The organism is Bavariicoccus seileri WCC 4188, assembly GCF_000421665.1.
Lineage (GTDB): Bacteria > Bacillota > Bacilli > Lactobacillales > Aerococcaceae > Bavariicoccus > Bavariicoccus seileri.
Genome location: NZ_ATXL01000041.1, coordinates 1 through 20078, shown reverse-complemented (window position 1 = coordinate 20078; position 20078 = coordinate 1). Strand labels below are relative to the sequence as shown.

General features: G+C 39.1%; 16 protein-coding genes and 2 pseudogenes. 7 read left to right on the top strand and 11 right to left on the bottom strand.

The genetic code is table 11. From position 1 onward, the window contains the following. Positions 1–532 precede the first annotated feature (532 nt). Both H541_RS0108595 and treC read left to right on the top strand, forming a co-directional pair. Positions 533–1186, top strand: a complete 654-nt coding sequence (locus H541_RS0108595; protein WP_022796913.1) for a deoxynucleoside kinase — start codon at positions 533–535, stop codon at positions 1184–1186. Between the two features lie 141 nt (positions 1187–1327). Continuing rightward, a complete protein-coding gene (gene treC / locus H541_RS0108590) occupies positions 1328–2983 on the top strand; it encodes an alpha,alpha-phosphotrehalase (protein WP_022796912.1) in 1656 nt (551 codons plus the stop codon). On the opposite strand, the gene msrA is transcribed toward treC, so the two are convergent. The 11 genes and pseudogenes from msrA to coaA all read right to left on the bottom strand — a co-directional run bounded on the left by msrA (position 2960) and on the right by coaA (position 13020). After that, positions 2960–3781 (bottom strand): peptide-methionine (S)-S-oxide reductase MsrA, encoded by an 822-nt coding sequence (gene msrA / locus H541_RS12145; protein ID WP_022796911.1) that lies wholly within the window; start codon positions 3779–3781, stop codon positions 2960–2962. The genes treC and msrA overlap by 24 nt on opposite strands. Before the next feature lie 160 nt (positions 3782–3941). Further along, positions 3942–4847 (bottom strand): annotated as a pseudogene (locus H541_RS13660) (cation efflux transmembrane domain-containing protein). 10 nt (positions 4848–4857) lie between these two features. Next, complete coding sequence (locus H541_RS0108575) at positions 4858–5277, bottom strand: MarR family winged helix-turn-helix transcriptional regulator (RefSeq protein ID WP_022796910.1); 420 nt, start codon at positions 5275–5277, stop codon at positions 4858–4860. A 454-nt stretch (positions 5278–5731) separates the two neighbouring features. After that, on the bottom strand, positions 5732–6550 hold the full coding sequence (locus H541_RS12135; protein ID WP_022796909.1) for a DUF3114 domain-containing protein: 819 nt from the start codon (positions 6548–6550) through the stop codon (positions 5732–5734). A 383-nt stretch (positions 6551–6933) separates the two neighbouring features. Continuing rightward, a pseudogene (locus H541_RS0108565) lies at positions 6934–7101 on the bottom strand (ATP-binding cassette domain-containing protein); the annotation flags it as partial. A 295-nt stretch (positions 7102–7396) separates the two neighbouring features. Further along, positions 7397–8182, bottom strand: a complete 786-nt coding sequence (yghU, locus tag H541_RS0108560; protein ID WP_022796907.1) for a glutathione-dependent disulfide-bond oxidoreductase — start codon at positions 8180–8182, stop codon at positions 7397–7399. A gap of 110 nt (positions 8183–8292) precedes the next feature. After that, on the bottom strand, positions 8293–8859 hold the full coding sequence (locus H541_RS0108555) for a DUF1697 domain-containing protein (protein ID WP_022796906.1): 567 nt from the start codon (positions 8857–8859) through the stop codon (positions 8293–8295). 39 nt (positions 8860–8898) lie between these two features. Continuing rightward, a complete protein-coding gene (locus H541_RS12130) occupies positions 8899–9489 on the bottom strand; it encodes a histidine phosphatase family protein (RefSeq protein ID WP_022796905.1) in 591 nt (196 codons plus the stop codon). A 295-nt stretch (positions 9490–9784) separates the two neighbouring features. Then, positions 9785–10201: a type IV toxin-antitoxin system AbiEi family antitoxin domain-containing protein gene (locus H541_RS12565; protein ID WP_156831895.1), complete on the bottom strand. Its 417-nt coding sequence runs from the start codon at positions 10199–10201 to the stop codon at positions 9785–9787. Positions 10202–10533: 332 nt separating this feature from the next. Next, a complete protein-coding gene (gene guaA / locus H541_RS0108540; RefSeq protein ID WP_022796904.1) occupies positions 10534–12093 on the bottom strand; it encodes a glutamine-hydrolyzing GMP synthase in 1560 nt (519 codons plus the stop codon). A gap of 9 nt (positions 12094–12102) precedes the next feature. Further along, positions 12103–13020 (bottom strand): type I pantothenate kinase, encoded by a 918-nt coding sequence (coaA, locus tag H541_RS0108535; RefSeq protein ID WP_022796903.1) that lies wholly within the window; start codon positions 13018–13020, stop codon positions 12103–12105. Positions 13021–13454: 434 nt separating this feature from the next. Here coaA and mvk point away from each other — a divergent pair, with 434 nt between their 5' ends. The 5 genes from mvk to H541_RS0108510 all read left to right on the top strand — a co-directional run bounded on the left by mvk (position 13455) and on the right by H541_RS0108510 (position 19896). After that, a complete protein-coding gene (gene mvk / locus H541_RS12120; RefSeq protein WP_022796902.1) occupies positions 13455–14393 on the top strand; it encodes a mevalonate kinase in 939 nt (312 codons plus the stop codon). After that, positions 14390–15424, top strand: coding sequence for a diphosphomevalonate decarboxylase (mvaD, locus tag H541_RS0108525; protein ID WP_022796901.1), 1035 nt, complete (start codon positions 14390–14392; stop codon positions 15422–15424). Before mvk ends, mvaD begins: the two co-directional genes overlap by 4 nt. Further along, on the top strand, positions 15408–16508 hold the full coding sequence (locus tag H541_RS0108520) for a phosphomevalonate kinase (RefSeq protein WP_022796900.1): 1101 nt from the start codon (positions 15408–15410) through the stop codon (positions 16506–16508). Before mvaD ends, H541_RS0108520 begins: the two co-directional genes overlap by 17 nt. Further along, positions 16492–17571, top strand: a complete 1080-nt coding sequence (gene fni / locus H541_RS0108515) for a type 2 isopentenyl-diphosphate Delta-isomerase (RefSeq protein ID WP_022796899.1) — start codon at positions 16492–16494, stop codon at positions 17569–17571. Before H541_RS0108520 ends, fni begins: the two co-directional genes overlap by 17 nt. A 216-nt stretch (positions 17572–17787) precedes the next feature. Then, a complete protein-coding gene (locus H541_RS0108510) occupies positions 17788–19896 on the top strand; it encodes a CDP-glycerol glycerophosphotransferase family protein (protein ID WP_022796898.1) in 2109 nt (702 codons plus the stop codon). Positions 19897–20078: the final 182 nt, after the last annotated feature.

Genomic DNA, 20078 nt, shown 5'->3' with positions numbered 1-20078 from the left:
GGGAAGATCAACTTCGGTTTTATGGTAAACGAGAGTTTGAATCCGTAGAGGATATGTTAAAGCAACATCGGCGATATATGAGTCGACACAATAATATTGCACGAAAAGTATTGGGATTCTTAAGCCCAAATCAAATGGTTGAAAAGTATTACGAAAATAAGTATAACGAAGCTGCTTGATGTGTCCACTGATTTTATATTTTTATCGTTTGTTGTCAAGGATCGTTTCACTTTCCTCCTTGACAACAAACTCAAAAAATTCGTTTTGGTGGACAAGACATCAAGCACCACTATTATCAGTTCAGGTAACATATGTTTGACAACCCTAGAGCTCTAAATTTTGGTACCGTAACTTCTGTTGATTTGCTGATGGCTTTTTTGATATAAACCTGTCTTTTACACTATATAATGTGTTACTATGTGATTATAAACACAACATATTGTGTTTAAGCAATTGTTCTAAATATAGAGATTGTCTATGTCATTAAAAATGTCACTAGAAAAGAAACCAGAAATAGTTAGGAGAGGGGTCGATGGCAATTATTGTTATAGGAGGTATGATCGGCGCTGGGAAAACTACCACCGCTGAGTTAGTCGCAAAGGCACTACATAGTGATGTCTATTATGAAAGTGTAGAAGATAACACAATTTTGCCCTTATTTTATACAGCAAGTACGGAAGAACAAAATTTAAAGAGGTATCCTTTTTTATTGCAATTAGATTTTTTAAACAGCAGATTCACAAATATCAAACGAGCTTTGATTAATCAAAACAATGTTCTTGATCGCTCAATCTACGAAGACTGGTATTTCTGCAAAGTCAATAAAGATATTGGTCGCATTTCAGAGTATGAGTTTGGCATTTATGAAAAACTCTTAAATAATATGATGGAAGAATTGAATGAACTCCCCAAAAAATCGCCTGATTTAATGGTCTACCTCACTGGGTCATTTGACACGATTTTAAACCGTATACGGATGCGAGGGAGAGATTTTGAGCAAGATAAAGGGTTGATCGACTATTATTATAAACTCTGGGAAGGCTATGATGATTGGGTCAAAAACTCCTATCATGCCTCTCAGGTATTATGGATTGATATCGACAAATATGATGTGGTCAAACGAAAAAACGATCAAAAAATTGTCACTGACTTGGTCAACACTAAACTGGCTGAATTAAGACGTTAAAGTTGAAAGATAAGCATGCGTCTACTATCACCGTGATTGCTTGCCACGACAGTAACTGTTATCATAAAAGTAGCTAAAATAGCGTTATGAAAGAGCAGATAACACCATTTAAAAATCACAATCAAGGGAGCGATAAACGAAATGGATTACAAAAAAGATGTGATCTACCAAATCTATCCAAAATCATTTCAGAGCACCACTGGTAAGCCAACTGGTGATTTAAGAGGTGTGATCAAGCACATTCCGTATCTCAAAAAATTGGGTATTAAAATGGTCTGGTTTAATCCTTTCTTTACATCACCACAAAAAGACAATGGCTACGATATTGCAGATTTTAGAGCCATCGACCCTATTTATGGCACCATGGACGACTATATGGCTATGGCCAAAGCCCTCAGAGATAATGGCATCGAGTTAATGTTGGATATGGTGTTTAACCATACCTCTACTGAACACATTTGGTTTCAAAAAGCCTTAGCTGGTGATAAAAAGTACCAAGACTATTACATTCTTAGACCTGGTAAACCAGATGGCTCATTACCAACGAATTGGGAATCCAAATTTGGTGGACCAGCTTGGAACAAATTTGGAGATACTGACCTTTACTACCTTTGCTTATACGACAAAACGCAAGCAGATCTCGATTGGCGTAATCCTGATGTTCGCGCTGAACTTTCTGATATCGTTAACTTCTGGATGACAAAAGGAGTCACAGGTTTCCGTTTCGACGTGATCAATGTTATCGGGAAAGACGAGATATTGGTAGATGCTCCCCCAGAGACAGAATCCAAGAAACTCTATACGGATAAACCGATCGTCCATACGTATTTAAAGGAATTGAATCAACATTCATTTGGTCAAGACCCTGAGATCGTTACAGTCGGTGAAATGTCCTCGACGACGATTGAAAACTGTATCGAGTATACCAATCCAGATAATCATGAATTAACGATGGTCTTCAATTTCCATCACTTAAAGGTGGACTATGAAAATGGGCAAAAGTGGACCAAAATTCCTTTCGATTTTAGCGCTTTAAAAAATATTCTTTTTGATTGGCAAGTCGATATTACTGCGGGAAATGGTTGGAACGCTCTTTTTTGGAATTGTCATGACCAACCCCGTGCGCTCAATCGCTTCGGCTCTCCAGATAAGTATCGGGTAGAAAGTGCTAAAATGTTAGCAGCTGCTCTCCACCTCTTGCGTGGGACACCGTACATCTATATGGGAGAAGAAATTGGGATGGTCGATCCAGATTACTCCAGTCTTTCGCAATATGATGATATCGAGACCCTCAATGCTTATAAAGAACTGACGGTCTCGGGGTTAAAAGAAACAGAAGTCATGGATATCATCAGAACCAAATCTCGTGACAACGCACGGATACCGATGCCTTGGGACGACAGCGAATTTGGATCTTTTTCAACAGTGACCCCATGGTTGACGAACCCTAAGACGAAAGATATCAATGTAAAAAAAGAACTCGAAAGTGGCTCAATCTTTAAGTTCTACCAACAATTGATTCAATTACGTCACGACTTAGATGTCATTTCTGATGGCGATATCACTCCTTATTCTAGAGATCATGATCAAGTCTTTGCTTATATCAGACGATTAGGGACTGATAGACTCCTCGTCTTGAACAACTTCTATGAAAAAGAAACTGAAATTGAAATACCAAAAGAGTTTGTTGATGATAGTCGTATTTTGCTTGCCAATTATGATATCTCAAAAAACGACATAAAAACAAGCTATACCCTAAAAGCCTATGAAACATTAGCTCTTTATGTGAGTGAGTAGCTTGTTCTTGACAGCAAATAGTGTTTGTAAGAGAGACCGCGATCGTTTCAGATTGCGGTATTTTTTTGGATTCTTCTGATAGTATTCCTGATGGTAATTTTCTGCCGGCCAAAACTGACTAGCTTGTTTAATTGGCGTCACGATAGGCTTGTGATACCGATCAGAAGCTGCCAAAGCTTCTTTTGAGGCTTCTGCAAGAGCCAGTTGCTCATCGTCTTGGACAAAAATACCAGCTCTGTAGTTACTACCACGATCTAAAAACTGACCAAAGTCATCTGTCGGATCAATCAATTGCCAGTAGATCTCTAACAACTCATTGTAGGAGATGACATTCCTATCGTAAACAATCTCAACAGCCTCAACATGTCCCGTCTGTTTCTGACTAACCGCATCATAAGTTGGGTCATCGACATTTCCACCTATATAGCCAGAGATAACTGATTTAATCCCTGGTCTACTGTCAAACGGCTCGACCATACACCAAAAACAACCACCCGCAAAAATTGCTCGCTCAGTTGAGATATTACTTTCACCTAAATGATTGCTGACATCGAAAGTCGGTCTTTTTTGCTTAGTGATGATCTGGTCATAAAAATCAGCCACATTGGGAGATAAATTTTGGCGAAGCGCCAAAGCCCTGAGACTAAATTCCAACTGTCCCAAGACATCATTGATCTGGCGTCCTGATTCTAATTGGTCCTTAGCTCGTGACAACTGTTGGCGTTCAAAATCACGAGTTCCTGGATCAAGCATCAGATTGTAAAGATCGGTCAGTATTTCCTGTTGCTCATAAACCATGCCATCACTCCTCTGTAGTTTGACCTATTAGATCAGTTTGACCTATTATATCACCATTTCTCTTTATACCACCATATCTCCCACTCTAATGCTATGTCGGTTTGTAAACTAAATTAACTCAATAAGATATACTCAATTACTCACGATTGTACACGATTAGTCACGACAAAATAAAATCGATATCGCAAAATTCATATTTTTTAGACAGGTCTATCTTGATAGCGTCCTTTTGCGACATCAGAGAGCTAAAATCTGCTGTGTCAGGTCTTGTATGAATCAAAGCATCCACTTTAAAAAACATTCCTACTTTATAAATTTTCACATTCTGTAACATGACATCTGGACTGAGGTGCTTTGTCACTAACTGACTGATGCTCTCTTGAAGAGAGCTGTCGACCACTTTACCATTACTCAGCTCAGTAAATGATTTAATGACGACCATAAGAGGTGTTTTGAGTGACAAGAGAACTAAAATAGTGGTTATGAAAAAGTCTCCTGTATAGCGTAAAAAACTAAATGGTGGGCTGTTATCGATAAAATAAACCACAATAGCAGCAACCCCAATCCCAAGAGACATAATGCCATCGACCATCGTCCCTTTCGCTTCAGCTTCTAGCATCGTACTAGATCCACCAATTTTTTGTTTTGCCTGTAATAACAAGACGACAATAACAAGCATAAGATTACCATGATGATCTCACAGTACACAACAGGTCCAACCGGTATCGCTTCTCCAATTCCTTGTGTAAAATAGACAATAGCTTTTCTAGTGACAGATATGGCTGAACTTACTAATAACACAATTGACAATAAGGATTTCAGCAGAGCATACAAAGGTTCTAGAAAAAAACAAGCCCTGTGGAAAACGCTTAGTTTTCCTAGGACTAACTCTAGAAATGATAATAGCTGCAACTCCTGAGACCAGTGCAATAATTGTAAAGTAAGCATCAACAAATAATGCTTGGATCTTTGTCAATTCATAGACCCATACCCCAGCGACACCCATAATCAGATTAATGACAATGCCAATCAATAGTCCTTTTCTCTCTCTACGCTTTTGCGACATAACAGACTCCTTAAATCGTTTGATTGATTTTTTCCAAGATACGAGCTAAAACGTTCTGCTCATCTTCCGACAGGCAAGAGATTATATCACTAAACACACGATCAAATACGACAAGATTGTGCCCAAAATGATCCTTTAAAGCATCACTCAAAACCAAATGCTGTACCCTGCCATCCTGCTCTGATTGCACCTTTGTGACATAGTTCTTACTTTCAAACTGGTGGATGATACGAGTTGCAGCTGGCTTTGAAATCTGAGCCTTCTTCGAAAAAGTAGTAAGAGTGGGATTGTTTAAGGAATATAGAATATCTAAATAATGCTCCTCACTAGAAGACAGATTGGGAAAATCCTGACTTCTTTCTGCACTATTTTGATAGAGGACAGTTGCTTTTTCATATAACTCAGAAAAATTTTGGCTAATTGAAGACATTGTTAAACTCCTTTTTTGACTTAATATAATCGTTGCCACAAATAGCACACTGTTGTGGTGGAAATTAATTTCAAATTGCTGTTAATGTCAATTGACTTCCCTAACTAAATTAGTTCATTACTAAAAAAATAGTGAAGCAATTTTATTAGTTAACAAAAACTATTAGTTAACAAAGTTAATTACTTTTGATAACTATATTAACACACAAAACACCCCTGTCAACTATTTCTAAATTGAAATATGACAGGGGTGTTTACTAAAGCTATCCAACACCTCTAGTTTAATAGGCTAGTTTAATAGGCTAGTTTAATAGACTAGTGCTTAACTATAGAGATTTGTATATGTCTTCTATATTTTTGTACATATCTCGTGTACATATACATGTCTATAGTTAGGACTTAATCCATAAATCACCCTTGTTCTATAATAGACAATAATAGACAATAATAGACAATTAGTAACGAAATCCTAATAAACGACAGATGGGTCTAGGCCGTTTAACCTTCCGACGAAATTCTCGTTTCAAACGACTACTTCTCTCTCTTGCAGACTGGTTATCAAAAGCATAATAACTATAACGAGTGAAATAAGAAAACTTTCCAGATTCATTTAATGGTGCACTGTAGTTTTCTTTTAATAATAACTTTCTCCGCCATATGGGGTCATATCTAAAATTATGAACATCCAACCGTTTATGATCTTGACCATTGCGATCAGCGTAGTTAAAACTTGCACCATTAACGATACCGTTCAAAGGAAGTTTATAGGAGCTATTACCTAAAATCGTTTGAAACTCACCAGAACTGTTGATAATGAATTCACTATGAAAACCAATCAATAGCTTAAAATTACCACATCCATACCCTATTGGATAGTCACCCTTACCAAGCTGAGACTTCTTGTGGTGTAAACGATCTGACTCTCTGAGAGAATAGCTGACGCTAGGATTTAAGGATAAATAACGGGCTAATTTCTCAACATCTGTCTGTCCTATAAAGTTTCTGCGAACATAATCAGCTTGTTGACTCGATACAACATAGCGGAACAGATGGACCTGCCTCCCCAAAGACCCGGCCAATCGTTCAGGAGCTGGAAAAGCTAGCTGTACCAAGTGACTTACCCTCTTCCAAAAGTCAGCATGAGGCGGAATCTCTTTAAACCATGCTAATAAATGAGATAACTCTTTTTCAGTTATCGAATCCAGATCCTCTGGCATTTCTATTGTTTTAAATAATTCTGATAACATATTACGAGCCTTCTGTTCGTTTTGCATGTTTAACCCTCTATTATTTTAATATTTCTTTAGTCTTTTAGACTATTAGTCTCTTCTTTTCTTACTGATGTTCTCTAATGTCTTTTGCTTTCTTGATTTTTTCTTTTTTTATATTTTTACCTTGTCTTAACTATCTGTAATTCATAGCTAGAAAGTTTAAGTCAAAATTTCATTTGAGTGCGTTTTTCCATTACTATTATAGTAACAGAAAGAATGATGACGGTGAAAATTATTAGACACTCGGGATGTCAAAATTATCCCAAAAATGCTTTTACACAAATGTATTCTTTGGCGCTATTAAGATCTGATCAAAAGAAACTGAAAGATTATACCGCAAACAATGTAAGCTTTTTGCTACCTCATAATAACCATGAAATCTCTTTCGTCGCAATACAGTTGAGTAAAGTAGTCTTCCCAGAACCACTAGCCCCCATGATCCCTAAAAATTCTCCCTCTAACACCTCAAAACTGATATCATTAAGCGCCACGGTCTTTGACTCACCCTGTCCATAGACCTTTGAAACACCTTCAACTTTCAACACTCTTTCAATCGCCACTAAACCATCCTCCTTGTGATTACCATCATTATAGCAAGCGCCACAGACAAGTAATACTTACAATCATTGTAATATAGCCATTCATCCGCGCATGATTCATATAGACCGTCGCCTACCTTACAACAATGAAAAAAGAACACCTAGACAGTGTTCTTAATTCAGTACAGTTTCCTGATTTAGTTGAGTTCTTTTGTTAGACGAGCGACCTTTATAGATACGCTTAATTAGAGACGTTTGTACATTATATATACATGTAAAAATTATCCAACACTTAACTCTAGGCAGTTAATTATTTGATTGGTTTATAGTCAATTGCTTGTGCTCGTTTAACAGCCGGTCTATGACCTACTCGGTCTGCCCAGGCGACAAGGTTAGTATATTCTTTGACATTCAAAAAGTCGCCCGCATTTTTATATAGGTCATCATGGGCTAGTGCGCCGTACCATGGCCAGATCATCATGTCAGCGATGGTATAGTCATCCCCAGTGATATAGTCCTTATCAGCCAGTTGTCTGTCCAACAGATCTAATTGACGTTTTGTTTCCATAGCATAACGATTGATTGGGTACTCCTGTTTCGTCGGAGCATATTCGAAAAAGTGTCCAAATTCACCACCCACAAATGGACCAGCTCCTGTTTGCCAGAATACCCAATTGAGGACTTCTGTTCTTCCCGCTAAATCAGTTGGTAGAAATTTTTGGAACTTCTCGGCCAAGTACAGCAAAATAGAACCTGATTCAAATACCCGGATTGGTTTGTCTTCAGAATAATCTACCATGGCAGGGATTTTCGAATTCGGATTGATCTTGACAAAATCACTCCCAAATTGATCTCCATCTCCAATATTTATCTTGTAAAGATCATACCCGGCTTTTGTAATACCTGCTTCTTTTAACTCTTCAAACATGATGGCTACTTTTTTACCATTTGGAGTCCCAAGGGAATAGACTTGAAAAGGTTCATCTCCTACTGGCAACTGTTGGTCAAACCGACTCCCAGCAACTGGTTGATTCCCTGTTTCTGTCTTGTCTTCTTCCTTCCAAACCCACACTTTAGGAACTTTATATTCAGTCATACAAAACATTCCTCCTTTATTCTCATCATACCAACAACGATTAGTTTAGGAAAATATTATGGCTTGTTCTTTTTCAGGATGCTTTTAGGAAGTAGGATAAAAAGGAACAATCATTTCAACGACTGTAAAAGAGAATACACCTTTAAAGTTGTCCTGAAGTTTCTAATCGTGATTGACTGATAAATTGGCTTTTTGATAAGACGTGACAGAGCACTTTTTGTATAGTCTGGATGATTTGGACCAGGTCTACGAAAATAGATTACATGGCGTCCCTTCCAAACTTTATCAACACCTTCGCGAACAAGCAGTTCAGTCATGACATCTTCGGTTGAAACATTTAAGGGGAAAAGAACATCATAGCGAAAATCCATATCCGACACAATTTCACCAAAGCCCTCTGGTCGTTCTTCTAGAATAGCTTGGTAAGTAATGGCATCTAGGACTAATACTCGTACCATATCACTATCTAACTCAAACATTTGTTGAAGCAATGCCTCAATCGTCGGTCCAATTTCCTCCATTGGTAACGTAGAAGAAAGAACAATATTACCGCTTTGAATATAAGTTGACACTTTCAGAAAGCCAGCAGCAGTTAAAGCATCTCTTAAATCAGCCATCCTTATCTTGTTCTTTCCACCAACATTGATACCTCTCAAATAGACAACATATAATTCCATCAACAACCTCCAAAATTACTTTTACCTTTAATAAACTGTTTACAGATAAGCTTTCGCTAGTTGTAACTGCTCTAAACTAAAAGGCATCACTTCGGTATTAGCTACTTTAAATTTCTCCAATTCTTCAAATGGAGCTTGTTGAATCAAACACTTTAAACTCGCCATCACACCGCCATGCGTCACAATCATGATATTCTCAGAGTGACTTTTACTTAAATGACTAACCACTGGAATGACTCGTTCTAAAACTTGTTGGTAGGATTCGCCATTTGGGGCAGGATAGTACCGTCTATTGTGTGTCCACTCCAAAAATTCTGTTGGAAACTGTTCACTCAACTCTAGCCAAGTACACCCTTCCCACAAACCGAAATTAATTTCTTCAACACCCGGTAAAGGGGCCACTGATAACCCAAGTGGCTTTGCGATGATTTCAGCAGTATGAAACGCTCTAATCTGTGGACTTGAATAAACAGCTCCTACTTCTATGTCGTTGGCGGTTTCTTGTAGATGGTTAGCGAGTGCGTGAGCCTGTGCCACTCCAATGTCAGATAACACCGTATTGACACTCCCTTGAATCTTTCCCAAACCATTCCATTCCGTGTGGCCATGTCTTACAAAATAAATTGTCATAGGTCCCCCTTTTTCTATCTAACATGTGTGTCCCGCACCACTGATTAACTTTCCAAACAGTTGGATAGGATTCACTTCTTTTCTCCCAGTAAAAATAGGGCTTTATATGGATTAAATGTTGTTGCAAATTTATTATACTATACTTAAGGAATTCTAAAGCAATGGATTTCACTCAACAAGCAACTGGAGGAACTCTTTCCGTGATGTAATTGCGAATAATAATTTGTGCTTTTGTGCTATCTCTTTTTTGAACGATTGCGAACAAGAACTTTCAGTTGTGTGGATGTCTTAATCATTACAGCAATACCTCCGTATACTGCCTGATAATCTTCGCAATTGAGAAGAGCTTGGCATACCTCATTAATTGAGAAATATTCATATCCTTACTTCTAAAATACTCTCGAATGTAAGTTTGAACTTCTTGCATTTCAATTGTATTTCTGCTTCTTACGAAATCACAAAATGTTCGCTCCTGATTGTACGACCTCACTTTATTCCCTAATGGCGTCAACGATTCGATGAGCCCAACTTCTAATAGATCTTTTTTTATCTTGTATACTTTTACTCCGCTCTTATTTAAGCGTAAAGATCCTGTGCTAGTCTCAAGTGTTACAGAAATTTCAAAAGGCTCTCTTTCCGACGATCCCAGTAAGAACGCTGCAGTTTCGTTTGAAAAAATAATTTTTGGATACCTCGCTTGAATAACGTACATATCATCCTGCCAAGTATCTTCAGACATGTACATTCAATTTGCAACTTTAATAAGACTATTTTCTTTTACATACTCTAAAAAATATGTCTTAGAAATGTTATTTTCAACCATCTTGGATGTTTTAATATACCCTTTATTCTTCTCCAATAGTTGATTCAACAAGTTAGTCTTTGACATTTAATCACCTTACTTTCGTACCCATACGCTGATTCATTAGGGTCCAAAAGTAAACACTTAACAGCAATAGTATTATTTTTTCACGAAAAAGCATATCATCCTAAAAGCAAAAGAGCCAGAAGTCCTTGATATCAAGGGCTTCTGGCTCCTAGCGATTATTCCCACTCAATTGTTGCTGGTGGCTTAGAGGTAATGTCATACACTACGCGATTGATATGTGCCACTTCGTTAACGATTCTAACCGAAATTTTTTGCAGTACATCCCACGGAATTCGTGCAAAATCGCTTGTCATCCCATCGATTGATGTCACAGCTCTAATCCCAATGGTATAGTCATAGGTTCTAGCATCCCCCATCACTCCAACACTGCGGAATCCTGGTAAAACAGTGAAATATTGCCAGATATCACGATCTAAGCCGGCTTTTTTAATTTCCTCACGTAATACCGCATCACTTTCACGGATAACTTCTAATTTTTCAGGAGTAATCTCCCCAATCACCCGAATTCCTAATCCTGGTCCTGGGAATGGTTGGCGCCATACTAAACTTTCAGGCATGCCTAACGCGATTCCAAGTGCTCTCACTTCATCTTTAAACAAGGTATTCAATGGTTCAATTAATTTAAACTTCATGTCTTTTGGCAGTCCACCAACATTATGATGTGACTTAATAGTTTGGGCAGTTTCTGTTCCAGACTCAATCACATCGGTATATAGAGTGCCTTGTGCCAAGAAATCAATTCCTTCTAATTTAGCAGCTTCATCTGCAAACACATAGACAAACTCATTCCCAATAATCTTCCGTTTTTGTTCCGGATCACTAACACCTTGTAACTTTGACAAGAAGCGGTCTGCAGCATCGACACGAACTATATTTAAGCCAAATTTACCTGACAGGCTTGTCATCACTTCGTCGCCTTCGTTTTTACGCAGTAAGCCATGATCAACAAAGATACAGACTAACTGGTCACCAATTGCTTTGTGTAATAAAACACCAGTGACTGAGCTATCAACTCCACCAGATAATCCAAGTAAAACTTTACGGTCCCCTACTTCCTCACGGATTTTAGCGACTGCAAGGTCGATAAAATCGTCCATGCTCCAGTCCCCTTGACACCCACAGATCTCATAGGCAAAGTTCTTAAGGATCGCATTGCCATATTCCGAATGTCTGACCTCAGGATGAAATTGTACCCCGTAGATACCTTTTTCAAAGTTGGCGATAGCTGCAATCGGGCAACTCGTACTTGTAGCAATGATTTCAAATGATTCGGGGACAACGGTCACTAAGTCTCCATGGCTCATCCAAACCGTTTGCTTAGCAGGTATATCCTTAAACAGACTGTTTGCCTCTGTGACTGTCAGATCCGCTTTACCATACTCGCGATGATTTGCTTTTGCCACTTGTCCACCCAGTTTTTGAGTCGTCAGCTGCATCCCATAACAAATCCCTAAAATCGGAATTCCTAGATCATAGATAGCAGGATCAACATCAAAGGCACTCTCTCCGTAGACACTATTTGGACCACCAGATAAAACGATTCCTTTGACATTGCCAAGTTTCACGATCTCTTCTGCTTTTAACGTATGGGGTAACAACTGAGAAAACACATTGAACTCCCGAATACGTCTCGTGATCAATTGATTATATTGACTCCCGAAATCTAATACGATTACTTTTTCAACATCTTGGATGCTGTCCAGATTGTTCGACATATTGCCCTCCTACCGTTTGACTAAAACACGATCGATCACATGTTTTTCAGATTTATGCAAAATAATATCCGCACGACTTCTCGTCGGCAAAATATATTCTTTAAGATTCTTCAAATTAGTATCTTGCCATACTCTTTGTGCCATTGCAATAGCACTTTTTCGATCACCAATCGCATACTTGTAATAATAGTTTTGGGGATCGGAAACAGCTCTATCCATCAACAATTCAAACCGCTCTAAATACCACTCTTCGATCAATCGTGGTTCTGCGTCCACAAATAAGGAAACATCAAAAAAGTCACTCACAAAAATTTCTCGGTTTTGAGGTAACTGCAACACATTGATCCCTTCGACGATCAATATATCTGGACGATCCACTTCCTCTACCTCTTCTGGAACGATATCATAAGTATCATGCGAATAAACGGGAGCTTTAACATGAGGCTGTCCACTTTTCACTGCTGTCATGAAACGGATGAGAGCTTCCATATCATAGCTCTCAGGAAAACCTTTACGGTCTAATATCTTAATCTCCTTAAGAACTTTATTAGGATACAAGAAACCATCTGTCGTCATGAGTTGCACTCTATTTTTAGGATATGCTTTTTCTAACATATGTAGCAATAAACGAGCAGTAGTACTTTTGCCTACTGCTACACTCCCACTTATGCCGATAATAAAGGGCATATGGACTGAATCTGTTTGTAAAAATTGACTCTTGTGAAATCTGAGTGCCGCAAAACCCTTTCGATAACAATCAATCAAATACAGCAGTGGCATATAAATCTCCGTCACATCTAATTGACTGATTCGGTCATTCAATGACGTCAACTCACTCAATTCCTTCTTACTAATCGTAATTGGATTCTCTGTGTGAAGGTCACGCCAAACGTGTCGTTCAAATCGTTCATAAACGCTATTATTCAATCTATTTACTCCTCAATTCAAAACGTGATCATCAGTATTCTATCATAATCCAAAAAAATTTACCTGATTAATTAAGACTTTCTAAAAATTCCGTCAAATTAGCCTGTTTTGCATTATTTATGTCGTGTAACATGCTATTCTATATAAGGAAATTAGAAAGGAATTCGTCTATTTAAAATAAGTCATATGTCATGGTGAACTTCGTGGATCATTGCTCTATTGCCTAATGATCTGAAACCGTTATAAAAAAATTATACGAGTCTAATCAAATCACAACTGGCTATTAAAGAGAAGTTAGCTTAACCTTTTAAGGATGTGTGATGACCTGTGCTGACTTTTATCTTGTTTTTATGACCTAAATTTGTCTATCGACAGCTACCAGACCTTTGATTAAATGGACAGGCCCTTTACTACATTATAGAAGGAACGATTAGATGACACATTCCATTTCAGCTAAGCAAACACATACTAAAATTATTTTGATGGGTGAGCATGCCGTTGTTTTTGGAGAACCAGCTATCGCCATTCCATTTGGAGCTGTTACCGTCACAGCCACCCTCACAGAAAGTCCGACTGACCCAACAATCGATTGTGCCTTTTATAAGGGATTACTCACCAACACTCCCGATGTCGTAGCTAGCTTATACCATCTCGTGTCCTTGTTAGATCAAGATCTGAACACGACTGATAATTCGTTAGCTCTAACCATCACCTCCACTATCCCGCCTGAACGTGGTATGGGTTCGAGTGCTGCTGTTGCCGCTGCTGTCACACGTGCTTATTTTAATTACTTTGACACCAACTTAGATGATCACACCTTACGGTATTATTTGGATGAATCCGAAAAAATTGCACACGGGTCACCCAGTGGTCTGGATGCCTTGATGATGGTCATCAACCACGCCGTCCTATTTCAAAAACCTGATCATTTCATTTCAATTCCAAAAATGCCAAATGGCTATCTAGTCGTTGCTGATAGTGGTCAAACCAGTCAAACGAAAACAGCAGTTGCTATGATCAAACAGAAATACGATGCCAATGATGCTGAAACGATGGCAAGTATCGCGCAAATTGGTAGTTTGGTCAAAGAAGCCACTCATGCGATCAATCAAGAGGACCTCCATACACTTGGTTCATTATTGACTGCTAACCATGAGGAGCTTAAAAAGCTAGGAGTTTCCGCACCCATCATGGATGCTTTACAAGAAGTAGCATTACAACAAGGGGCACTCGGCGCAAAACTCACTGGTGGCGGTATGGGTGGTTGCATGATTGCCCTTGCCGACACCAATGAGAGTGCCTTAAAGATAGCGGATGCCCTAAAAGCTCTTGCCAAAGAGGTTTGGGTACATCCCCTGAAGGAGGACCTATGATACGATTAACGGGGCGTGCACGCGCTCATAGCAATATTGCACTGGTCAAGTACTGGGGAAAACGGGATAGTGACTTATTCCTGCCCATGACCAACAGCCTGTCACTCACACTAGATGCCCTTTATACAGATACTTCAATCGTTTTTGATAGTGAGTTGACTGAAGATACCTTTACCTTGGACCAAATTGTCCAATCTAAAGAACAAACCGAAAAACTGACCCATTTCTTAGACATCATCAGAGCTAAAGCCCAGATCACGAGTAAGGCTAATGTCACTAGTCTCAATTTTGTGCCTACCGCTGCTGGACTAGCAAGTTCCGCATCTGCCTATGCTGCTTTGATTGGTGCTTGTGCAGATGCCTTAGGATGGGAAGACGATCATAAGAGCCTTTCGAAACTGGCGCGCCGCGGCAGTGGTTCAGCAACAAGAAGCCTGTTTGGTGGCTTTGTTGAGTGGGATAAAGGCACAGATGATAGCACTTCTGTTGCCATTCCAATCGATGATGGGCAGTGGGATATTGGCTTGATCGTCTTAGTCTTAAATAATGGTAAAAAGAAAATCTCGTCAAGAGATGGTATGGCACATACAGTTGCGACCTCGCCCTTTTACGAAAACTGGGTCAAAACCGTCCCATCAGACATCAAACAAATGAAGGCTGCCATTTACCGGAAAGACATTGAAATGATTGGTGAAATTGCCGAACATAATGCCCTTAAGATGCATGCAACGATGCTATCAGCTAATCCACCATTTTGGTACTTTGAACCCGCAACCCTACTCGCTATGGAGCGGATCAGAGAATTACGTCAAGCAGGTTATCCTGCTTACTTCACGATGGATGCTGGACCCAATGTCAAAATTATTTGTCAGAAAAGCGATATGACTGCTATAATGGACGAGCTTAGTCATTTTTATACGAACGATCAAATGATCACTTCAGCCGCCGGTCCCGACATGAGAACCTTGACCGAGGAAGAGTGGGCTGAAAGTCTAGCGAAAAAAGAGGGATCTAATGAATATAGTCACTGAATCAGCGCCAGGAAAATTATATATTGCAGGAGAGTATGCTGTCGTCACTCCTGGCCAACCAGCAATCATTGCAGCTACTTCACAAACGATCAAAGTTACGATTGAAGAATCTAGCGATACTGGTACGATCCATTCTCAACTTTTCGGTGGTTTAGCTTTGGCGTGGTATCGAGATGGTCGCCAACTCAAAATAGATGATCGCGAAAATCCTTACCACTTTATCATCCAAGCATTACAGACCGTTGAAGAGTTTTTGTCAGACTACAGTATCCCTGTTGGCTATTATAATGTGCGTGTAGATAGTGCTTTAAATGATCGCCATGGTATCAAGTATGGCCTAGGATCTAGTGGTGCTGTCACTGTGGCGACGATTAGAGCAGCCTTGAGTTATTATCATTTCAAAGACCCATCCAACGAACTTGTTTATAAATTATCAGCCATCACCCATCTACGATTACATAGTAATGGGTCTTTTGGTGACCTAGCTACCTCGACTTATGGTGGATGGATTCTTTATCGGTCATTTGATAAGGAGTTTGTCGTCAAAGCACTTGAAAGTAGGGAATCACTCTCTGACGTCGTTAACATGGCTTGGCCAAAATTAGAAATCAAACCACTTGAGATACACGAATCGGTTGAGCTATTGATTGGTTGGACAAAAAAGCCTGCCTCAACAGCACAACAATTGGATTTACTAGCGGCAAAAACTAAAACAAAATCGTTATCTGATTGCGACTTCCTATCAGAGTCTTCAAAAGCTGTCCTTGGATTAGCTGATGCTTTGCGCAATGCCAACTGGTCAATCATTTATCAAACTCTCAGACAATTACGCACTTTGCTAAAACACTATACCAACCAACAAGGCTTACCTTATGAAACGAAACCACTGACTGCCTTGATTGATGTCGCTCTAAGCGAAAAGATTGCGGCCAAAGCTAGTGGTGCTGGCGGTGGAGATTGTGGCATCGCCTTGATCAATCGCCACGATCAATTATTGAAGGAAACAATTATCGCCAAATGGTTAAGTGCCAATATCATTCCACTCAATCGTGACAAGGAGGTCGCCTATGTCGATCGCGTCTAGAAAGGAAGACCATATTCGCCATGCCTTAGCGCAAGAAGAGCAAGTAACTTCCCTCCAATCGGATGTCACCTTTGTCCATCATTCCTTCCCTGGCGTTGCCGTTAAGGATGTCGATTTATCTGTCAATTTGTTCGACCACCACTTTCCCCTGCCTTTTTACATCAATGGCATGACGGGTGGAAGTGATCAATCCTTTGTAGTCAATGACAGATTGTCACAAGTGGCTGCTAAAACCGGTCTTGCTATGGCCAGTGGCTCAATGAGTGCAGCTCTTAAATCCGCTGAACACCGAGATAGCTATGAGATTATTCGCAAGAATCATCCAAATGGCTTTTTAATGGCAAATCTCGGTCCCAATTACACAGTTTCAGAAGCCAAAATGGCTATCGAACTGATCAATGCCAATGCGCTCCAAATCCATGTCAATGCAACTCAAGAACTTGTCATGCCTGAAGGAGATCGAGATTTCACACATTGGCTCTCGGACATTAGTCAGTTAGTCGATGGCTTGGATGTCCCGATTATCGTAAAAGAAGTCGGCTTTGGAATGAGCCGCGAAACAATCCATCAGCTGTATCAGATAGGTGTCCAATATGTCGATGTTAGTGGTCAAGGTGGGACTAACTTCGCTCGGATTGAAAACCTCAGACGAAAGCATTTGTTTAGCACCGACTGGGAACGCTGGGGTATTTCTACTCCACTTAGTTTATTAGAAGCTGCTAGTCTGACCAAAAAGCCAACGATTTTAGCCTCTGGAGGTATCTCAACGCCTTTTGATGTCGTTAAATCTTTAGCTCTAGGTGCTAAAGCAGTCGGCGTATCTGGTCACTGGCTCAAGTCGGTCATGACAACAGATGTTGCAGAAACGATTGCTGAAGTTAAGAGCTGGGAGGCAGAACTTAAAGAGGCCTTTGCACTCTTGGGCGCTAAAAGTGTCAAAGACCTAACCTTTACTGATATCATCTTTAGCCCTGAAATTATCAACTGGGCAAAACAACGCCAACTGCCCTATCAAAACTTTAACCAACGCCGTCAAACGAAGGAAAAGTTTGAATGGTTGTAATGGCTATCAGTTAGCTTAATGTATCTTAAAAGAGTAACAGCGCTAAAACAAGAGGTATTTTACCTCTTGTTTTTTACGCTTATTTTTACCATTTATCATTTGGAATGAGATTTTATTTACTGAACCTTGATGGTTGAGATCTCTTATGGCGCTTTAGCTATGCTATAATGAAGATAAGAATCTAGAGCTATTACAGCTGATAGGAGGGCACAACAGATGCAATTGATCACTACGAAATCAGGATTTATAATCTCTGGGAATGACTTCCCCCACTTAAGAATCGGTACGCCTGAGCGACAAATTGATCTCGAACAATCTGATAAACAAATTCGCTTCAAAATAGAAGATATCGTGCCATTATTTGACGAGCAACACCCACATCTTACACTATATACGACGGATGATGTTCCCTATCAGATTTCTGAACCCTTAGAAAATATTACAGCAAAAGAGAGTTTAAATCTTACTTATTTGGAGAAGACCTACTGGCTTGCTATCACTGATGACAAACAAATCGTCGTGTTAGCACAACCAAACCTTCCGAGTGAGTATTTTTATAACCAAGACGCTCGGTTAACTGGTCTTAAAACCCAATATGATAGTTTAATTTTAGGACTGACCTTTTCCACTAAATTTAATGCTCCCGAGCAAGTCCAACTGACCATTCGTGTCCGTCATACCAAAGCTAAAGTCACCATACCTGCAACAAGGGCAGCGAGAGAACACCATCACACTGGTCGAGTTATAAACGAAGCGGTATTTGCGATAGACCATCGGGCATTTGATACATTATATAAACAATTAGATGGTGTTCCTTTCGATACTTATGATTACAATTTATTTGATGTCTTTATCAGCTTTATGAAGCCCTCACTAAAAATAAATCCATATTACTACCGTGTGGGTTACTATGAGGCTGAATTAGACCGAGAAAAGGCTAAAGTTAATGACTTATGGTTCTCCTATAATAACGACTACCAGCTTTATTTTAAGCCTTATGCGACACAAAACTATGGTAACTTTTCCTTCAAACTGTCGTTTTTACCAAAAGGAAGCTATGAGACCTACCTCCAACTTTCAAAGAAACGATTGAAAGCAATTAAAGAAAACAGTGCTAAAGAAAATAGTGCGAAAGATAACAAACCTAGTACGAGCGAAAGTAAAGACCCTAAAAATAATAACAAAGTCAGCGAGAAAATTAACGCACAAGAGACTTTTCCTAATAAAATAAAGCTTAAAATAGCAATTGGAGAGTATCCAGACTCTGCCACCGATAATGGGCTGGTCTTCTACCGTTTCATCTGTGATCATTATGCCCATATATTCGATCCATACTATATCATCAGCAAAGATTCACCCAATTATGATGCTGTAGCTCACCCTGCTGGGAACCGGATTGATTATCGGTCTTTAGAACATGTGCAATTATTGCCTGAGTTAGATTTAGTTGCATTTACACACAGTTCTGATTATTTATTACCTGTTGTCACACCAATGATGACTGAGTTATTAGATCATACTTATAAAGTATTCCTACAACACGGTATTTCTAGTATTCGCGATGTATCCAACCGTTATGGTAAATGCTCAAAAGAACACCCCTTTGCTAATCTTGTAGTAGCTAGCTCACCTCTTGAAAAAGAATTATTGATTAAAAAAATGGGATATGATGATGATGAAGTTGTTGTCAGTGGATTGCCCCGTTTCGATAACCTGATCTACTATCGTCATGATCAGCGTTATAAAAAAGACCATCAACACGAACTGTTAATTATCCCAACTTGGCGAGCTGGCGAAGACCATCTTCCCAAAAAAGAGTTTGTTGAAACAGATTTTTTTAAACATTGGCAAGCTTTTTTAGAAGATCCAACACTCAAACGTCTGAAGGAAAACTACCATTTATCAATTTCTTTTTACCTCCATCACAATTTTCAACAGTACGCTAATTTATTTGATGCTAGCGAGGTCTCTATATTGACTCGTAACGATACAAACGTTCAGCGATTACTGATACAAAACCAACTACTTATTACTGATTATTCAAGTGTCGGTATAGACTTTGCTTTAATGCAAAAGCCGGTATTCTATTATCAGTTTGATCATGGTCTTGATGGGTCAAATGATGCTTATAATCCTAACTTCAAATTACCTGGGCCTATCTATGATGATCCAAATGATCTGTTATTAGCTCTTGAAAGCTATATCAGATATAAAAGCTCACAACCTATTGATCCTAATATTATTGAAGCTTATTATCCCTATAACGATCAGATGGCTAGTAACCGTATCGTTTCTGCCCTACTCGATCACTTCTACCCAGATTAGTTCTTAAACGAGTTGACAGTTTTCATGGAAGAAGCACTGCGGTGTTTCTTTTTTTTGGAATTTAATTTTTATGGAAATCATCTATAATCTATTTTGTAATGAATTTACTGTCATAAATCAATAACTATCACGAGTGTAACTCTAGCTTGCTTCATTATAAAAAGAACTGTCACCGATTAACG